The sequence below is a fragment of the Stenotrophomonas sp. TWI700 genome (assembly GCF_039673645.1).
Taxonomy (GTDB): Bacteria; Pseudomonadota; Gammaproteobacteria; order Xanthomonadales; family Xanthomonadaceae; genus Stenotrophomonas; species Stenotrophomonas maltophilia_AA.
Map to the genome: position 1 here is coordinate 1 of NZ_JBDJMB010000002.1, position 17,322 is coordinate 17,322.

At 68.0% G+C, this 17,322-nt stretch carries 14 protein-coding genes; 10 read left to right on the forward strand and 4 right to left on the reverse strand.

Translation table 11 applies throughout. The annotated features are described in order from the left end of the window. Window positions 1-449: 449 nt before the first annotated feature. Window positions 450-1,661, reverse strand: coding sequence for a tyrosine--tRNA ligase (gene tyrS, locus ABE473_RS01820; protein WP_346488292.1), 1,212 nt, complete (start codon window positions 1,659-1,661; stop codon window positions 450-452). 168 nt (window positions 1,662-1,829) lie between these two features. Here tyrS and ABE473_RS01825 point away from each other — a divergent pair, with 168 nt between their 5' ends. Together ABE473_RS01825 and ABE473_RS01830 are read left to right on the forward strand one after the other, a co-directional pair. Next, entirely contained in the window at window positions 1,830-3,293 is a 1,464-nt protein-coding gene (locus tag ABE473_RS01825; protein WP_176987766.1) for a peptidoglycan DD-metalloendopeptidase family protein, read from the forward strand. Window positions 3,294-3,359: 66 nt separating this feature from the next. Continuing rightward, the gene (locus ABE473_RS01830) at window positions 3,360-4,487 is read left to right on the forward strand and encodes an anhydro-N-acetylmuramic acid kinase (protein WP_346478387.1); all 1,128 of its coding nucleotides are present in this window, start codon (window positions 3,360-3,362) and stop codon (window positions 4,485-4,487) included. A 67-nt stretch (window positions 4,488-4,554) separates the two neighbouring features. Here ABE473_RS01830 and ABE473_RS01835 read toward each other — a convergent pair whose 3' ends face one another. The 3 genes from ABE473_RS01835 to ABE473_RS01845 all read right to left on the reverse strand — a co-directional run bounded on the left by ABE473_RS01835 (window position 4,555) and on the right by ABE473_RS01845 (window position 7,033). After that, entirely contained in the window at window positions 4,555-4,782 is a 228-nt protein-coding gene (locus tag ABE473_RS01835; RefSeq protein WP_179460420.1) for a hypothetical protein, read from the reverse strand. An 83-nt stretch (window positions 4,783-4,865) separates the two neighbouring features. Continuing rightward, a complete protein-coding gene (locus ABE473_RS01840) occupies window positions 4,866-6,236 on the reverse strand; it encodes an MFS transporter (protein WP_346488293.1) in 1,371 nt (456 codons plus the stop codon). Beyond that, the gene (locus ABE473_RS01845; protein ID WP_176987762.1) at window positions 6,233-7,033 is read right to left on the reverse strand and encodes an exodeoxyribonuclease III; all 801 of its coding nucleotides are present in this window, start codon (window positions 7,031-7,033) and stop codon (window positions 6,233-6,235) included. The genes ABE473_RS01840 and ABE473_RS01845 overlap by 4 nt, the downstream gene beginning before the upstream one ends. Window positions 7,034-7,240: 207 nt before the next feature. Here ABE473_RS01845 and pyrE point away from each other — a divergent pair, with 207 nt between their 5' ends. The 8 genes from pyrE to ABE473_RS01885 all read left to right on the forward strand — a co-directional run bounded on the left by pyrE (window position 7,241) and on the right by ABE473_RS01885 (window position 17,236). Beyond that, window positions 7,241-7,900, forward strand: a complete 660-nt coding sequence (pyrE, locus tag ABE473_RS01850) for an orotate phosphoribosyltransferase (protein WP_176987761.1) — start codon at window positions 7,241-7,243, stop codon at window positions 7,898-7,900. Between the two features lie 15 nt (window positions 7,901-7,915). Beyond that, on the forward strand, window positions 7,916-8,578 hold the full coding sequence (locus ABE473_RS01855; protein ID WP_346488294.1) for a hypothetical protein: 663 nt from the start codon (window positions 7,916-7,918) through the stop codon (window positions 8,576-8,578). A 705-nt stretch (window positions 8,579-9,283) separates the two neighbouring features. Further along, window positions 9,284-9,376: a potassium-transporting ATPase subunit F gene (locus tag ABE473_RS01860; RefSeq protein WP_019183961.1), complete on the forward strand. Its 93-nt coding sequence runs from the start codon at window positions 9,284-9,286 to the stop codon at window positions 9,374-9,376. A 12-nt stretch (window positions 9,377-9,388) separates the two neighbouring features. Then, on the forward strand, window positions 9,389-11,107 hold the full coding sequence (kdpA, locus tag ABE473_RS01865; RefSeq protein ID WP_346488295.1) for a potassium-transporting ATPase subunit KdpA: 1,719 nt from the start codon (window positions 9,389-9,391) through the stop codon (window positions 11,105-11,107). 11 nt (window positions 11,108-11,118) lie between these two features. Then, a complete protein-coding gene (kdpB, locus tag ABE473_RS01870; RefSeq protein ID WP_346488296.1) occupies window positions 11,119-13,170 on the forward strand; it encodes a potassium-transporting ATPase subunit KdpB in 2,052 nt (683 codons plus the stop codon). Further along, a complete protein-coding gene (gene kdpC, locus ABE473_RS01875; protein ID WP_346488297.1) occupies window positions 13,167-13,838 on the forward strand; it encodes a potassium-transporting ATPase subunit KdpC in 672 nt (223 codons plus the stop codon). Before kdpB ends, kdpC begins: the two co-directional genes overlap by 4 nt. A 37-nt stretch (window positions 13,839-13,875) precedes the next feature. After that, entirely contained in the window at window positions 13,876-16,536 is a 2,661-nt protein-coding gene (locus ABE473_RS01880) for a sensor histidine kinase KdpD (protein ID WP_346488298.1), read from the forward strand. Beyond that, entirely contained in the window at window positions 16,517-17,236 is a 720-nt protein-coding gene (locus tag ABE473_RS01885) for a response regulator transcription factor (RefSeq protein ID WP_346488299.1), read from the forward strand. Before ABE473_RS01880 ends, ABE473_RS01885 begins: the two co-directional genes overlap by 20 nt. Window positions 17,237-17,322: the final 86 nt, after the last annotated feature.

Sequence of the window (17,322 nt, forward strand, 5' to 3'; positions counted from 1 at the left end):
CCTGCAGGCGCCTTCACAAGATACCTGCGCATACTGTCAAAGAACTTGGGAGTCGGCCTCAGCGCCTTCCTCCGTGTGCCCCGACGTTTCCGTCGTTGCGAGCCGCCCATTATAGACCGGCTTATCTGCTTCGTCAACACCTTTTTTCAAGGCCGCTTCACCGTAGTGAACCGTTGTTGCCGATGCCGCTTCGTCGTTTGCCCCGAAAGGCTTTCGTCGTTGCGAGCCGCCTATTATGTCAGGCTTTTCGTTTCCGTCAACACCTTCTTTCGAAGTAGTTGAAGTCCTGTTCCTTCGCGGTTGCCGCCTTGCGGTGGCCCCTGCGTCGGGGGAGGGAAAGTATGTCCCTATCGGGGCCGTTTGTGAAGGGGGTACGTGACATTTTTTCACGTTGCCGCCCTCCCATTCATGCTGAAAGGGGTCCGGATCGCCCGAACCCCTTGTGCCACTTAGGCGGCGACCAGCAGCACGCGAGCAAAGGTGCGCTTGCCGACCTGCAGCAGGCCCTCGAAACCAGGCACGAACACCTGCTGGGCGTCGTCCACCACCTCGCCGTCCACCTTCACCGCACGCTCTTTGAGCTTGCGCGAGGCCTCGGAGTTGCTCGGGGTGAGGCCGGCAGCGGTCAGCAGTGCACCAATACGCAGGCCCTCGGCCGGAATGACCACTTCCTGCAGCGGCAGCAGGGTCACATCGCCCTGCCCGGTGACGGCGGCGTTCCAGCCGGCAATGGCCTGCTCGGCCGCAGCGGCGTCATGGAAGCGCGTGGTCAGCTCACGGGCCAGGCGCAGCTTCACCTCGCGCGGGTTCAAGCCGCCGGCCTCGACCTGCTCGCGCAGGGCCTTGGCTTCGGCCTGGCTGATATCAAAGGAGAGCAGCTCGATCCAGCGCCACATCAGGTCGTCGCCGATCTTCATGGTCTTGGTGACGATGTCGATGGCCGGTTCGCTGATACCAATATAGTTGTTGAGCGACTTGGACATCTTGGCCACGCCATCCAGGCCTTCCAGCAGCGGCATGGTCAGCACGATCTGCGGCTTCTGCCCGTAGTGCTCCTGCAGGCCACGGCCCATCAGCAGGTTGAACTTCTGGTCGGTGCCGCCGAGTTCGACGTCCGCTTCCAGCGCGACCGAGTCATAGCCCTGCACCAGCGGGTACAGGAACTCATGCAGCGCGATGGACTGCTGGGCGGCATAGCGCTTGGCGAAATCGTCGCGCTCGAGCATGCGCGCCACGGTGTGCTGGCCGGCGAGGCGGATCATGTCGGCCGCGGCCATCTTGCCGAACCACTCCGAGTTGAAGCGCACTTCGGTCTTCTCGCGATCCAGCACCTTGAAGACCTGGTCTTCATAGGTACGCGCGTTGGCCAGCACATCTTCCTTGGTGAGCGGCTTGCGGGTGACGTTCTTGCCCGAGGGGTCGCCGATCATCCCGGTGAAGTCGCCGATCAGGAAGATCACCTGGTGGCCGAGGTCCTGGAACTGGCGCAGCTTGTTCAGCAGCACGGTATGGCCCAGGTGCAGGTCCGGGGCGGTGGGGTCGAAGCCGGCCTTGACCCGCAGCGGGCGGCCGCTTTCCAGACGCTGGCGCAGCTCGTCGGATTTGAGGATTTCATCGGCGCCCCGCCCGATCAGGGCGATGGCTTCTTCAATCGAGGACACGTGACAACTCCCGGCAATGCCTTATTTATATGAATGACGTTAAGTACAAGTTAACCGCAGGTGCTTCACAAAAGCCAATAGGCACAAGGGTTTGACGCGGTATTTATACCTGTCTATGTTACCGACGTTTGGGCCCGCGCTCCCGGGCCAGCCAGGAACAGACCGACGATGCTCAATTCCGATCAAGGCCGCGCGCGCAAGCAGCGCTTCAAGGAACGTCTCCACGTCCTCCACGACACCGCCCTCCATCGGAAGCTCAAACAGCATCTTCCCGCGGCCTTCAACCAGCGCTGGACCCGCCGCCACTGGATGCACGCCAGCCTGTTCGCCACCATCGGCGCCCTGGTGGCCACGATCGTCCCCGGCTTCTCGCACACCATCGACTCGCCCTACTCGGTCAGCCATTCGACCCTGGCGCTGCCGTTGCCGCCGCTGTCGCTGGAACGCCAGCAGCAGACCCCGGGCGACAGCTGGCAGGTGCTGCGCGTGCAGCGCGGCCAGACCCTGAGCAATCTGTTCGACCAGGCCGGCATCCCGGCCACGGTGATGCACCAGGTGCTGGAGCACCCGGGCGTGCGCGAATCGCTGACCAAGCTGCGCCCCGGCGCGGAGATCGCCTTCGACCTGCCGCTGTCCGGTGAGTTGCGCACGATCCGCTTCGACCGCGATGCCGACAACCGCGTGGAGCTGTCCCTGGCCGGCGACAAGATCACCGAAACGGTGAGCAAGCGCGAGAGCTCGACCCGCCGCGTGGTCGCCAGTGGCGAGATCACCAGCTCGCTGTATGCCGCCGCGCGCAAGGCGGGCCTGTCGCCCTCGGCGATCGCGACGATGACCGACGAGATCTTCAAGTACGACATCGACTTCTCCAAGGACCTGCAGCCGGGCGACCGCTTCAGCGTGGTGATGGATGAAACCTGGCGCGAAGGCGAGAAGGTGGACACCAGCAAGATCCTCGCGGCGACCTTCAGCTCGGGCGGCAAGACCTACAGCGGCTTCCGCTTCGACCGCAACGGCAAGTCGGAGTATTTCGATGCCAGCGGCCGGCCGCTGAAGAAGAGCTTCATCCGCATGCCGATCCAGTTCGCGCGCCTGAGCTCGACCTTCGGCGCGCGCAAGCACCCGGTGCTGGGCAAGATGCGCATGCACAAGGGCGTGGACTACGCCGCGCGCACCGGCACCCCGATCATGGCCGCCGGCGATGCCCGCGTGCAGTTCGCCGGGACCCAGCGCGGCTACGGCAACGTGGTGATCCTGGACCACGGCCGCGGCCACACCACCCTGTACGGGCACATGTCGCGGTTCGGCAAGATCAAGACCGGCCAGCGCGTGGCGCAGGGCACGGTGATCGGCTACGTCGGCTCGACCGGCCTGGCCACCGGCCCACACCTGCACTACGAATTCCGCGTCAACGGCGTGCACCGCAACCCGCTGTCGGTGACGATGCCGCCGCCGGAGCCGCTGCAGGGCGCCGAGCTGGCCGCCTTCCGTGCGCAGACCGCCCCGGCGCTGGCGCGCATCCAGGGCATGGAGAAGCTGATCTACGCCGATGCCAGCCCGGCACCGGAGGCCAAGGCCGCCGATACCGCCACCGCGAAGGCCGGCAAGCCGGTCAAGTCCAATCGCGGCTGATCGCATTGATTGACGGCGGCAACGGGTTGCGCGGAAGCTGCACGCAACCCGTTGGACCGCCTGGCCATGACCTCTGCTGTTGATCCCACTACCCCGCTCTACCTGGGCCTGATGTCCGGCACCAGCGCCGACGGCATCGATGCCGCGCTGGTGCAGTTCCCCGCCGAGGGCGGCTGCCGCTTTGTCGAAGGCCTGACCCACGACTGGGATCCGGCGATCCGCGCCGAGCTGATCGCGCTAGGAGAGGGCGGCACCATCACCTCATTGGACGCGCTCGGCCGGCTCGATGCCCAGGTCGGGATCACCTTCGCCGCGGCCGCCAACCGCCTGCTGGACAGCGCGCGGGTCGACCGTACCCGGGTGCACGCGATCGGCTCGCATGGGCAGACCGTGCGCCACCGGCCGCTGGCCGATCCCGCCTTCACGATGCAGATCGGCGACGCCAACCGCATCGCCGAACTCACCGGCATCACCACCGTGGCCGATTTCCGCCGCCGCGATGTGGCCGCCGGCGGGCATGGCGCGCCGCTGATGCCGGCCTTCCACCTGGCGATGCTGGGCGACAGCGATGAAGACCGTGCCGTGCTCAACCTGGGCGGCATCGGCAATCTCACCCTGATCCCGCGCGACGGGACACCGCGCGGCTTCGATACCGGCCCGGCCAATGCGCTGATGGATGCCTGGTGCCAGCGCCATCGCGGCGCACCGTTCGATGCGGATGGCGCGTTCGCCGCCAGTGGCCAGGTCGATGCGGCGCTGCTGGCCCGCTGGCTGGCCGATCCCTGGTTCGCGCTGCCACCGCCGAAGAGCACCGGGCGCGAGCAGTTCCACCTGGACTGGGCGCAGGCGCAGCTGGGCGAGGGGCAGGTCTCCGGCGCGGACGTGCAGGCGACCCTGCTGGAGCTGACCGCCGCGACGGTGGCCGATGCACTGCTGGCGCATCTGCCGGGCGCGACGCGGGTACTGGTCTGCGGCGGTGGCGTGCGCAATCCGCAGCTGCTGCGGCGCCTGCGTGCGCGGCTGCCGGGCGTGGTGATCGAATCCAGCGCGGTGCACGGGCTGGATCCGGATTACCTGGAGGCGATGGGATTCGCGTGGCTCGCGCAGCGCACCCTGGCCGGATTGCCGGGCAACCTGCCGAGCGTGAGTGGCGCGCGGGGACCGCGCATTCTCGGGGCGATCCACCCGGCCTGAGGGGCCACGGCGGCGGGCGCTGCCCGGCGGCTGTGCTCGCCGATGCGCCGGTCGGTGCTTGCCGCCGTTACAGCCCCTGCGCGTCCGGCAACGCCTGCAGGGCCGCGATGGCAGCGGCCAGCGCGTCGACCTCGGGATCGTGGAAGCCGCTGCGGACCTCCAGTTCGCTGGCGAACAGGCCCTGTTCCAGCAGCGCCATGCAGGTGTCCTCGCGGGTCCAGCCGCGGGCGACCGCGATCCGGCGGATACGTTCCAGCAACAGCGGGTCCACATCCCGCAGCAGTAGATCAGCCATCGTTCTCCCCGTTGGCGTGATGCCGTCCCCACGGCACAACGAGATAGATCATGGCGCAGTGGGGGGCGGCCGGCAACGGAGCCTCAGATTGCCGGGGTGCGTCGGCGTTGCTGCCGAATCAACAACGCACACAGAATCACTACGGGGATGCCGATCAACGCGGTGCCGGTGAAGAACAGCGCATACCCCTCCAGGAGGGTGCGGCCCTGAGCCAGCGATTGCACCGCCCAGCCGGAGAGTCCCTTCAATGCCTTGCCCGGCATTGCGTAGAACGAACTCAACAAGGCGTACTGGGTGGCGGTGTAACCGATGCTGGTCAAGCTGGACATGTAGGCAATCAACGCCGTGCCGGCGAAGCCGCCGGAGATGTTGTCGATGGCCATGGCGATGGCGAAGCTGGTCGGGTCCGGGCCGACATAGGCCAGCCACGCGAAAGCGAGGTTGGAGGCCGGGCCTAGCACCGCGCCGACCAGCAAGGTGGCGAGTACGCCCCAGCGCACCGATACCAGGCCGGCAGCGGCAATGCCGATGAAGGTGGCCACAAGCCCGACCGAGCCGCGCACCGCGCCCACAGTCTCCTCGGCCAGCCCCAGGTCCACGTAGAACGGGTTGGCCATCGGGCCCATGATGAAGTCAGCCATGCGGTAGATGCTGATGGCCAGCAGGATCAGGATCGCGCCACTGCGGTGTTCGCGCAGGAAGGCCACGAACGGGCCAACCAGTGCGTCGAACAGGCCGCGCGGCGTCCACAACGCAGCCGCTTGGGTCTGCACCGCCAGCTGCGCGCGCACCGGCTCTCTTGCCATCACCACGGCTACGACACCCAATGCCATCAGCCCGGCCATGATTTCATAGGAAATCTGCCAGCCAACGCGGGCCGCGATCAGCAGGATCAGCGCATCGGTAACCAGCAACGCGGTGCGATAGCCCAGCGCTGCCGAGGAGGTCAGCAGCCCGAGCTGTTCGCTGTTCTCGGCAATCTCGATGCGCCAGGCATCGATGACGATGTCCTGCGTTGCGGACGCAAACGCCACCACGGTGGCCATGACCCCGAACACCACCAAGTGTTCCCAGGCGACGCCAAGGAAGATGAAGTGACCGCCCTTGGGCTGGACCAGCGCCATACCCACCAGCGCCACGGCCACCACCAGCTGGGACAGCAGCATCCAGCCACGGCGGCGGCCGAAACGCCCCAGCAGCGGGGCGTTGACCTTGTCCACCAGCGGCGCCCACAGGAACTTCATCGAGTAGGCCAGGCCAACCCACGACAGGAAACCGATGGTGGTGAGCTCGATGCCTTCCTTGCGCATCCAGAAGCCGAGCGTGTTGCCGACCAGGTAGATCGGCAGGCCGGAGCTGAAGCCCAGCAGCAGCATAGCCAGCACCTTGCGCTGGCGCAGGTTGGCCAGCACCCGTTGCCAGGGACGGCGCGGTTTGGCGACCGCCTCGGTCATGGGGCGTAGTCCACCGTGAACGGGGCATGGTCGGAGAAGCGCTCATCGCGGTAGACCGAGCAGCTGCGCAGGCGGTCGCGCAGGCCGGGGCTGACGAACTGGTAGTCGATGCGCCAGCCCACGTTGTTGGCGCGGGCCTGGCCGCGGTTGCTCCACCAGGTGTAGTCCTCGCCCTGCGGGTGCAGCAGGCGGTAGGCATCGGTCCAGCCCTGGCCGGCCGCGAGGTCCAGCGCCTGATCGGCGTCCACGCACTGGCCGTTGAGCCAGTCGCGCTCGGGCGGCAGGCAGCCGGAGTTCTTCTGGTTGGATTTCCAGTTCTTGATGTCCAGCGCGGAGCGCACGATGTTCCAGTCGCCGCACAGCACGTAGTCGCGGCCGCTGGCCAGCCAGCCGGCCAGGATCGGGCGCAGCCATTCCATCACTTCGTACTTGAAGCCCTGGCGCAGGTCGCCGGAACTGCCCGAGGGGATATAGAAGGAGACCACGCTGAGATTGCCGTAGCGGGCCTCGATGTAGCGGCCTTCATCGTCGAACGGGGCCCAGCCCAGCGAGGTGATCACCTGGTCCGGCTCGCGCTTGCTGTAGATCGCCACGCCGCTGTAGCCCTTCTTGGTGATGGCGTCGCGGTAGAAGCAGTGGTGGCCGTCCGGGCGGAACATCGGGTCGGTCAGCTGGTCTTCCTGGGCCTTGGTTTCCTGGATGCACAGGACGTCGGCGTCCTGGGCGCGGAACCACTCGAGGAAGCCCTTGGTGGCGGCGGAACGGATGCCATTGGCGTTGAAACTGATGATGCGCATGCTGACCCGGGTCTGGAACGATACCGGCAAGAGCATACCGTTTCGGCCCTTGCAGGGGCTGGCTGGAAACGGACGCGGGTGGCCTGCCCCGGCGCGCCCCGGGATCGTCTCGCCACCCAGTGCGACACCGGGCCGCAGGGGCCGGCGAGCCGAAAAATGCAGACATGCATTAGGATTTGCGCTCCAAATGAATTGAATTGAGTCTTGATGAGCGACCATCGCCACCGTTTCCTGCAACTGGCCCTGACCGCCGATGCCCTGCGTTTCGGCCAGTTCACCCTGAAGTCCGGCCGTCTGAGCCCCTATTTCTTCAATGCCGGCCGGTTCGATTCCGGCGCGCGCATGTCCCAGCTGGCGGCCTGCTACGCCGATGCCGTGGAAGCCACCGGGCTGAAGTTCGACGTCGTGTTCGGCCCGGCCTACAAGGGCATCCCGCTGGCCACCGCGACCGCCTGTGAATTCGCCCAGCGCGGCCGCGACCTGCCGCTGTCGTTCAACCGCAAGGAAGCCAAGGACCATGGCGAAGGCGGCAACCTGATCGGCGCCGACATGAACGGCAAGCGCGTGCTCATCGTCGACGACGTGATCACCGCCGGCACCGCGATCCGCGAAGCGCTGGCGATCATCAAGGGCGCTGGCGGCACCCCGGCCGGCATCGTGGTGGCGCTGGACCGCCAGGAGATCGCTTCGGAGACCGACCCCCGTTCCGCCGCGCAGGCCGTGGCCGAAGAAGCCGGGATTCCGGTGGTCGCGGTGGCCACGCTGGCCGACCTGCTTGATTTTGCCTCCGGAAATCCGGAACTTGTGGGCTACCGGCAGCCGCTGGAGGACTATCGTTCCCGCTACGGCAGCCGTCCTACGCGTTGAGAGCAGGGGGCTTTCATGTCCAGGTTTGCCACGTTCACCGTTGTCGGCCTGCTGCTGGCCGTGCCGCTGTTGCCTGCCCACGCGCAGAAGCGCACGGCTGACGCGACGCCGAAAAAGCTGTACTGCTGGAACAAGGGCAGCGAGCGGATCTGCAGTGATGCCCTGCCCCAGGAGGCGGTGAACAACGCACGCGAGGAGTTCAACCTGCGCAGCGGCATGCGCAGTGGCGAAGTGCAGCGCGCGTTGACCGACGAGGAACGCGCCGATGTCGCGGCGCAGGCTGCGCAGCAGCGCCTGGACCTGGCCGCCGAGCAGACCCGCCAGCGCACCGAGCAGGCGATGCTGGCGACGTACGAGAGCGAGGACGACCTGCGCCGGGTGTTCGCCGAGCGCAGCGGGATCCTGGACAACAACATCCACACCGCCAGTTACAACGTGGCCAGCGTGCGCGATGCGCTGGTCACGCTGCTGGCCGGCGCGGGCAACCGCGAACTGGATGGGCAGCCGGTGTCGGAGAAGCAGGCCGAGCGCATCCGCGCGCGGCACGCCGAGCTGGTGACGCAGCGGCGCATGCAGGCCTCGTTCGAGCAGCAGCGCCGCGCACTGGACGTGGAGATCGAGGGCACGCTGCAGCGTTATCGGTTGCTGAAGGGCGTGGGCACCGATCCGCGCGGGTAATGGCGGCTGTGCGATGGCGTTGAAGCGAAGGCGGCCTTTGGGCCGCCTTTTTTGTTGTTGTCCTCGCGGCAAGTGTGAAGCGCTCTGGACGTTCTCAAGTGCGGCGGTCGATGGGTCGGGCGCTGGGCCGCTATGCCCTTGTCGGCGAATGTCCCCCGGTGCCGGCCTGCGGCCGTCCCCTCCTCCTTGATTTCGCCCACAAGGGCATAGCACCCCGCGTATCCAGACCACTGGCGCCCCTGAAAACCCTGGGTTGCAGCACGCGCACCACACGCGAGCCCTGTAGCGGTGGGTAGGCTCCTGGGCAAAATCAAGGAGGAGGCCGTCGCCGCCAGGCGGCGGCCGGGGGACATTTGCCGAGGGGCCTGCCCACCGCTGCGGGGCCCTCACGCTCGCGACAAACCTGAGCGGAGACGCCACCGGATCCACCCTCCGGCGGAGTTCCCAGGCCAGACGTACACGGCCGTGCGCATCTGCATTGCCGTGGAATGAGGCGCTCCGATCCATGAGGCGAAGCACCTTTTTATGCACTTTTTACGCGGGGCGCCGGTTTGGGGCGTGGAGCGTTTATGCCGGGCAGGCAGACCATGAGCGCCTGACGTGGAGTGGTTCCACCTGGACGTCCCATGAGCCTGTATCTGCCTGTCTTCCCCGCCGGTGCCCCGAGCACCGCGCGCTCCCTTTCCCGCGTTTGAGGCCACGACCATGTCTGCCTGGCTTTCCCTGCTGTGCGGCGTGCTGGTGCTCGTTGCCGCCGCCTACCTGCTCTACGTCGTGCTTCGGCCCGAAACCTTCTGACCGGAGCCGACCATGACCGAGATCCTGTTGATCCTGCTGGCCAGCATCGTGCTGGCCTTTCCGCTTGGGCTGTATCTCGCCCGGGTGATGCGCGGTGGCCCGATGCGCGGCGACGCGCTGTTCGGGTGGATTGAAAAACCGCTGTACCGGCTGCTCGGGGTGAACCCGGCGCGCGGTATGTCCTGGCGTGGCTACGTGGGCGCCTTCCTGCTCAGCAACGTGGTGATCGCGGTGCTGGTGCAGGCGGTCTTCATGACCCAGGCCTGGCTGCCGTTCAATCCCGACCAGATTCCCAACATGCGCTGGGATACCGCGCTGCACACGATGGTGTCGTTCCTGACCAACACCAATCAGCAGCACTATTCGGGCCAGGCGCAGCTGTCCTACTTCTCGCAGATGACCGCGATCACCGGCCTGCAGGTGGTGACGCCGATGATGGGTCTGGCACTTGCGGTGGCGACTCTGCGTGCGCTGTTCGGCGCGCGTCCCGAGGACGTGTCGGCCGAAGAGGCCGCGCTGCTCAGCGCGGACCGTCGCGTCGATGTGGGCAACTACTACGCCGATGTGGTGCGCGCCAGCGTGCGCTTCATGCTGCCGCTGTGCCTGCTGTGGGCGGTCCTGCTGACCAGCCAGGGCGTGCCCTCGACGCTGGCGGCCGGTCCGCAGGCGACGCCGATCGATGCCGCGGCCGGCATGGAGACGCAGAAGCTGCCGCTCGGCCCCGTCGCGGCGATGGTCGCGGCCAAGCAACTGGGTGCCAACGGCGGTGGCTGGTATGGCCCCAACAGCGCCATGCCGCTGGAGAACCCGACCCCGCTGTCCAACGCGCTGGAACTGATCGGCATCCTGCTGATCCCGATCAGTGTGATCTTCATGCTCGGCGCGTTCACCGGGCGCAGGCGCCTGGCCGGGCTGGTGTTCGGCTGCATGCTGACGATGTCCAGTGTGTCGGTCGCGGCCACGATGTGGCTGGAAGGCCATTCGGCCACCGCGGCCAGCCCGCTGCTGATGGAAGGCAAGGAAGTGCGCTTCGGTGCCGATGGAACGGGCATGTGGGCGGCGATCACCACCCAGGTCTCGAACGGCTCGGTCAACGGCATGCACGATTCGCTCAGCCCGCTGGCCGGCGCCGTACCGATGGTCAACATGTTGATCAGTGCGATCTGGGGCGGCATCGGCTGCGGTCTGCAGCAGTTCTTCGTGTACCTGCTGCTGGGCGTGTTCCTGGCCGGGCTGATGACCGGCCGCACCCCGGAACTGTTCGGTCGCAAGCTGGAGACGCCGCAGGTGCGCCTGCTCGCGCTGCTGGTGCTGCTGCAGCCGATCACGATCCTGGGCTTCACCGCGCTGACCTTGGCGATCCCGTCGATCACCGGCACCTCCAACCCCGGCTTCCACGGCATCAGCCAGGTGTTCTACGAGTACACCTCGGCGTTCGCCAACAACGGCTCGGGCTTTGAAGGCCTCGGCGATGGCACGGTGTGGTGGAACCTGAGCTGCACCCTGGTGCTGCTGCTGGGCCGCTACCCGGTGCTGGTGATCCCGTTGATCGTGGCCGCGCAGCTGGCGGCCAAGCGGCGTGCACCGGAATCGGCCGGCACGCTGCAGATTGAAACCCCGACCTTCGCGCTGACCCTGATCGCGCTGATCGTGATCCTCACCGTATTGCAGTTCATGCCGGCGCTGGTGCTGGGCCCGGTCGCCGACCACCTGTCGCTGACGCAGCACTGAGACCTCCTTCCATGAGTACGTATCCGTTGAACGTTTCTTCCCACCGCCGCCAGCGCCTGCTCGATGGCGCCGGCTGGCGCCGCGCCCTGCGCGATGCGGTGATCAAGCTCTCGCCGCGCCATCTGCTGCACAGCCCGGTGATGGCCGTGGTGATGGTCGGCACCGTGGTCAGCGCGCTGGTCACGGTGACCGGCAATGCACCGCTGGGCTTCGGCCTGGCGGTCACCGCGATCCTGCTGCTGACCGTGCTGTTCGGCAACTTCGCCGAGGCCGTCGCCGAAGCGCGTGGCCGTGGCCAGGCGGCCTCGCTGCGGCGTGCCCGCCAGGACCTCAGCGCGCGTCGGCTGGCCGCCGCGCATGCCGGCGCCAGCGAAACCCAGGTGCCGGCCGCCGAGCTGCGCCCGGGCGACCATGTGATCGTCAGTGCCGGCGAGTTGATTCCGGCCGATGGCGAGATCGTGCAGGGCCTGGCCACCATCAACGAAGCTGCGGTCACCGGTGAATCGGCGCCCGTGCTGCGCGAGGCCGGCACCGACCGCAGCGGCGTGATCGGCGGCACCAAGGTGCTTTCCGACCAGATCATCGTGCGCATCACCGCCGAGCCGGGGCACAGCTTCCTGGACCGGATGATCGCGCTGGTGGAAGGCGCGAACCGCCAGAAGACCCCGAACGAGGTCGCCCTGACCCTGCTGCTGGCGGCGATGACGCTGACCTTCCTGGTGGTGGTGGCGACGCTGCCGGCAATCGGGGCGTTCGTTGGCGTGCAGGTCGATCCGCTGCTGCTGATCGCGCTGCTGGTGTGCCTGATCCCCACCACCATCGGTGGGCTGCTGCCGGCCATCGGCATTGCCGGCATGAACCGCGCACTGGCCGCCAACGTGCTGGCCAAATCCGGCAAGGCGGTGGAAGTGGCCGGCGACGTGGACGTGCTGCTGCTCGACAAGACCGGCACCATCACCTACGGCGACCGCCAGGCCACGCATTTCCATGCACTGGCCGGTATCGATGCCAGCCAGCTGCGCGAGGCGGCGCTGCTGTCCTCGCTGGCCGACCCGACCCCGGAAGGCAAGTCGGTGGTGCGGCTGGCGCGTGAGCAGGGCTGCACCACCGCCGAGCCGGACCGCGCGGAGTATCTGGCCTTCAGCGCGCAGACCCGCATGTCCGGCGTGGATCTGGACGGCGGCCGCCGCATCCGCAAGGGCGCCTCCGATGCGATCACCGCGTATGTGCGTGAACTGGGCGGTACGGTGCCGTCGGAGCTGGCGGGACGCGTGGAACAGGTGGCGCGCAACGGTGCGACGCCGCTGGTGGTGTGCGAGGGCCGCCACGTGCTGGGCGTGATCGAGCTGTCAGACGTGGTCAAGCACGGCATGCGCGAGAAGTTCGCGCAGCTGCGGGCAATGGGCATCCGCACGGTGATGATCACCGGCGACAACCCGCTGACCGCCGCCGCGATCGCGGCCGAGGCCGGTGTGGACGACTACATCGCCGAGGCCCGCCCGGAAGACAAACTCGCCCGCATCCGTGCCGAGCAGGCCGGCGGACGCCTGGTGGCGATGGTCGGCGACGGCACCAACGATGCCCCGGCGCTGGCCCAGGCCGACATCGGCCTGGCGATGAACTCCGGTACCCAGGCCGCCAAGGAAGCCGGCAACATGGTCGATCTGGATTCGGATCCGGCCAAGCTGCTGGCGGTCGTTGAAGTGGGCAAGCAGCAGCTGATCACGCGCGGTGCGCTGACCACCTTCTCGCTGGCCAACGACGTCTCCAAGTACTTCGCGATCCTGCCGGCGCTGTTCGCTTCGACCCTGCCGGCGATGGCGGCGCTGAACGTGATGCACCTGTCCAGCCCGCGCAATGCGGTGCTGGCGGCGCTGATCTTCAATGCCCTGGTGATTCCGGCGCTGATCCCGCTGGCGTTGCGCGGGGTGCGCTTCCGCCCGGCCACGGCGACCGCGCTGCTGCGCCGGAACATGCTCGTGTACGGGCTCGGCGGTGTGTTGCTGCCGTTCGCGGCCATCAAATTGATCGACCTCTTCCTTGTCTCGGTGTTCGGCGCATGAACCGCTCGCTTGCTACTTCTGTTCCCCGTCCGGCGCGCGGCCGCGCTGCCGCCTCCACCCACCTGCAGCAGAACAGCAGCTGGCGCCCGGCCCTCGTGCTCGGCGCGAGCAGCCTGCTGCTGCTCGGCCTGGCCTATGCCGTGGCCACCACCAGCGTGAGCCGGGTGCTGTTTCCGGCGCAGGCCGATGGCAGCCTGCTGCTCCGCGATGGGCAGGTGCGCGGCTCTAAGCTCATCGCGCAACCGTTCGTCGGTGATGGCTACTTCCAGGCGCGACCGTCGGCGGCCAACTACGACCCGATGGCGGCCGCCGGCAGCAACATGGCGCGCAGCAACCCGGCCCTGCAGGAACGCGTGCAGGCCAGCATCACCGCAGTGGCCGCACGCGAGGGCGTGCCAGCCGCGCAGGTGCCGGGCGATCTGGTCACCCAGTCCGGCGCGGGCATGGATCCGGAGCTGTCGCCGGCGGCGGCGCAGGTGCAGATCGCGCGTGTGGCGCGCAGCCGTGGGCTGCCGGTGGACCAGGTGGCCGCGCTGGTGAAGGCGCACACGCTGGGGCCGCAGTGGGGCGTGTTCGGGCAGCCACGGGTGAACGTGATGACGTTGAACCTGGCCTTGGATACGCAGGATGGGCAGCCGGGCAGCGCCCGGCTCTACGGAACGCGTTGATGCGCTGCGTACCGTCCCGGGCGCACAATCCCCGCCCATGAGCGATTCCCGTACCCGCCAGGCCGATGCCCTGGCCGACAGCCTGCAGCGCGAAGCCGGCGGCAAGCTCACCGTGTTCCTGGGTGCGGCACCGGGCGTGGGCAAGACCTTCAGCATGCTCACCCGCGCGCACGAACAACTGCGCCGCGGGGTGGACGTGGTGATCGGGCTGGTGGAAACCCACGGCCGCGCCGAGACCTCGGCGCTGCTGGCGGGATTGCCGCAGGTGCCGCTGCTGCAGCGCGAGTATCAACAGCACGCGCTGGACGAGATGGACCTGGATGCGGTGCTGGCGCGTCGCCCGGCGCTGGTGCTGGTCGACGAGCTGGCGCACCGCAACGTGCCGGGCAGTCGCCATGAGCGGCGCTGGCAGGACGTGATGGAGCTGCTCGATGCCGGCATCGATGTCTGGACCACGGTCAACATCCAGCATCTGGAGAGCCTCAATGACGTGGTCATGCGCATCACCGGGGTGCGGGTCAGCGAGACGGTGCCCGATGCGGTGCTCGACCGCCTGCATGACATCGTGCTGGTGGATCTCCCGCCGCGCGAGCTGATCGAGCGGCTGCAGCAGGGCAAGGTCTACGTGCCCGAACAGGCCGCGCAGGCGCTGCAGGCGTTCTTCTCGCCTGCCAACCTGACCGCGCTGCGCGAGCTGGCCATGCAGGAAGCGGCCGACCGCGTGGACAGCAGCCTGCGCGAGACCCGGGCCGCGCGCGGCGAAGGCAACCTGCCGCTGCGCCGCCGTGTGCTGGTGGCGATCGATGGGGGTGGCCAGAGCGAGTACCTGGTCCGGGTCGGTCGGCGCATCGCCGAGCGGCGCGATGCGCCGTGGACGGTGGTGACGGTGCAGGCGCGCGCGCACGACGAGCAGACCCGGCGCGAGATCGATGCCGCCTTCGCCCTCGCCCGGCGCCTCGGGGGCGAGGCCGAACTGCTGCATGGCTCCAGCATTGCCGATGCGCTGCTCGACCATGCCGCACACAATGGCGTGTCGACGCTGGTGCTGGGGCGCACGCGGGAGCGCCCGCTGGCGCGCATGCTCAACCGCACGCTGACCCAACAGCTGATCCGGCGCGGCGCGCATCTGGAGATCACCATCATCGGCACGCCGCAGGCGCGCGCGCGGGCACGCCGGTCCGGGCTGTCCCTTCCCAGCCGCAGTGCCGGCAAGGATGCGCTGCTGGCGCTGGGCGCCACCGCGGCCGCGTGCCTGGTGGCGCTGGTGGCCGAGCGCTGGATCGGACTGTACGACCTCTCGATGGTGTTCATCGTGGCGGTGGTGATGGTCGCCGCGCGCAGCCGCACCAGTGCGGCGGTGATCGCGGCCGCATTGTGCTTCCTGGCCTACAACTTCTTCTTCATCGCACCGCGCTTCACGTTCGCGATCAGCGCGCGCCAGGGCGTGATCACGGTCTTCCTGTTCCTGGTGGCTGCCTTGGTGGCAGGACGGCTGGCCTCGCGCCTGCGTATGCAGGTGGTGGCCCTGCGCGCCGCCAACCGGCACGCGCATGCGCGCCAGGCACTCGGCCGGCAGCTGGCCAGCGCGCCCAGCAACGAGCAGGTCGCGCAGGCCGGCCGCGAAGCGCTGGAACAGGCGATGGATGCGCCGGCGTGGCTGCGCATCGGGCAGTACACCAGCGCCAGTGGCAGCGCCGCACCGGGCGACACCGATCTGGCCGCCGCCGACTGGGCACACCGGCATGGCCAGCCCAGCGGGCGCTTCACCGATACGCTGGCCGGCGCCGGCTGGTGGTTCCTGCCGCTGCTGGACGGCGACGACCGCGCGATCGGCGTGGCCGGCATGCGCTTCCCGCGCGAGGCCCCACGGTTGACGCCCGAGCAGCGCCAGCTGGCCGAGGCGATGGTGGACGATATCGCGCAGGCTGCGCTGCGCACCCAGCTGGTGGCCGATCTGGAGAAAGCGCATGTGAGCAACGAGACCGAGCGGCTGCGTTCGGCGTTGCTGTCCTCGGTCTCGCATGACCTGCGCTCGCCCCTGGCGGCGATGATCGGCTCGGCCGACAGTCTCTCCAGCTATGCCGATGCGATGGATGCCAGCGACCGCCGCGCCCTGCTGGACACCATCCTGGTCGAAGGCGAGCGCCTGGACCGCTACATCCAGAACCTGCTGGACATGACCCGGCTCGGCCATGACGGCCTGCAGATCAACCGCGACTGGATCGGCGTGGATGAGCTGGTCGGCTCGGCCGCGCGCCGCCTGCAGCGTTATCAGCCCGATGTACTGCTCAAGCTGGATATTCCGGCTGCGCTGGCCCCGATCTGGGTGCATCCTGCGCTGGTCGAGCAGGCCGTGTTCAACGTGATGGAGAACGCGGCCAAATTCTCTCCCCCAGGCGCGGCAGTGGAAGTGCAGGCGCGGCTGGTCGAAGGCGAGCTGCGCATCGATGTGCTCGACGCCGGCCCCGGCATTCCCGACGAAGAGCGGGCGCGCATCTTCGACATGTTCTACAGCGTGGAGCGCGGCGACCGGGGCCGGCACGGCACCGGGCTGGGCCTGACCATCTGTCAGGGCATGATCGGCGCCCATGGCGGCAGCGTGCAGGCGCTGCCGGGGCGCGACGGACGCGGTACCCTGATCCGCATCACCCTGCCCCTGCTGCATCCCCACCCTGCCGATGACAACGACGATTCCTGAGGCTTCCCACGGCGTGCCCCCGGCGCGCGTGCTGGTGATCGATGATGAAGCGCAGATCCGGCGCTTCCTGGAGATCAGCCTGCGCGCGCAGGGCTACCGCGTGTCCCAGGCCGCGACCGGCCAGGCCGGGCTGGAAGCGCTGGTCGGCGAAGGGGCGGACCTGATCATTCTGGATATCGGCCTGCCCGACATGGAAGGCCATGAGGTGCTGGGTGAACTGCGCCAGTGGAGCCAGGTGCCGGTGATCATGCTGACCGTACGGGCCAGCGAGACCGAGAAGGTGCGTGCGCTGGATGCCGGCGCCAACGACTACGTGACCAAGCCGTTCGGCACGCAGGAGCTGATGGCGCGCGTGCGCGGGCTGCTGCGCTCGCGCACGGTGTCCAGCGAGGGCGTGCTGCCGCAGTTCGACGATGGGCACCTGCATATCGACCTGGTCCGGCGCGAGGTGATGCTGGACGGTGCGCCGGTGGCGCTGACGCGCAAGGAGTACGCGCTGTTGTCACTGCTGCTGCGCAATGCCGGGCGGGTGGTGACCCAGCCGCAGATCCTGCAGGACATCTGGGGGCCGACGCACCAGCACGATACGCATTACCTGCGCATCCTGGTCGGCAAGCTGCGCCACAAACTGGGCGATTCCGCGCTGGATTCGCGGTATCTGTTCACCGAGCCCGGCGTGGGTCTGCGGTTCAAGGGGTGATCAGAGGCATCCACGCATGGCGTGGATCTACACGTGCATGACGTGGATGTCCATGCGCGTGGCGTGGATGCAAGGTAGTACCGCTG

Excerpts from the sequence above, each read along its gene's own strand:
- ABE473_RS01825 (WP_176987766.1), top strand. The coding sequence starts at position 1,830 with ATGCTCAATTCCGATCAAGGCCGCGCGCGCAAGCAGCGCTTCAAGGAA.
- ABE473_RS01830 (WP_346478387.1), top strand. The coding sequence starts at position 3,360 with ATGACCTCTGCTGTTGATCCCACTACCCCGCTCTACCTGGGCCTGATG.
- ABE473_RS01835 (WP_179460420.1), bottom strand. The coding sequence starts at position 4,782 with ATGGCTGATCTACTGCTGCGGGATGTGGACCCGCTGTTGCTGGAACGT.
- ABE473_RS01840 (WP_346488293.1), bottom strand. The coding sequence starts at position 6,236 with ATGACCGAGGCGGTCGCCAAACCGCGCCGTCCCTGGCAACGGGTGCTG.
- ABE473_RS01845 (WP_176987762.1), bottom strand. The coding sequence starts at position 7,033 with ATGCGCATCATCAGTTTCAACGCCAATGGCATCCGTTCCGCCGCCACC.
- pyrE (WP_176987761.1), top strand. The coding sequence starts at position 7,241 with ATGAGCGACCATCGCCACCGTTTCCTGCAACTGGCCCTGACCGCCGAT.
- ABE473_RS01855 (WP_346488294.1), top strand. The coding sequence starts at position 7,916 with ATGTCCAGGTTTGCCACGTTCACCGTTGTCGGCCTGCTGCTGGCCGTG.
- ABE473_RS01860 (WP_019183961.1), top strand. The coding sequence starts at position 9,284 with ATGTCTGCCTGGCTTTCCCTGCTGTGCGGCGTGCTGGTGCTCGTTGCC.
- kdpA (WP_346488295.1), top strand. The coding sequence starts at position 9,389 with ATGACCGAGATCCTGTTGATCCTGCTGGCCAGCATCGTGCTGGCCTTT.
- kdpB (WP_346488296.1), top strand. The coding sequence starts at position 11,119 with ATGAGTACGTATCCGTTGAACGTTTCTTCCCACCGCCGCCAGCGCCTG.
- kdpC (WP_346488297.1), top strand. The coding sequence starts at position 13,167 with ATGAACCGCTCGCTTGCTACTTCTGTTCCCCGTCCGGCGCGCGGCCGC.
- ABE473_RS01880 (WP_346488298.1), top strand. The coding sequence starts at position 13,876 with ATGAGCGATTCCCGTACCCGCCAGGCCGATGCCCTGGCCGACAGCCTG.
- ABE473_RS01885 (WP_346488299.1), top strand. The coding sequence starts at position 16,517 with ATGACAACGACGATTCCTGAGGCTTCCCACGGCGTGCCCCCGGCGCGC.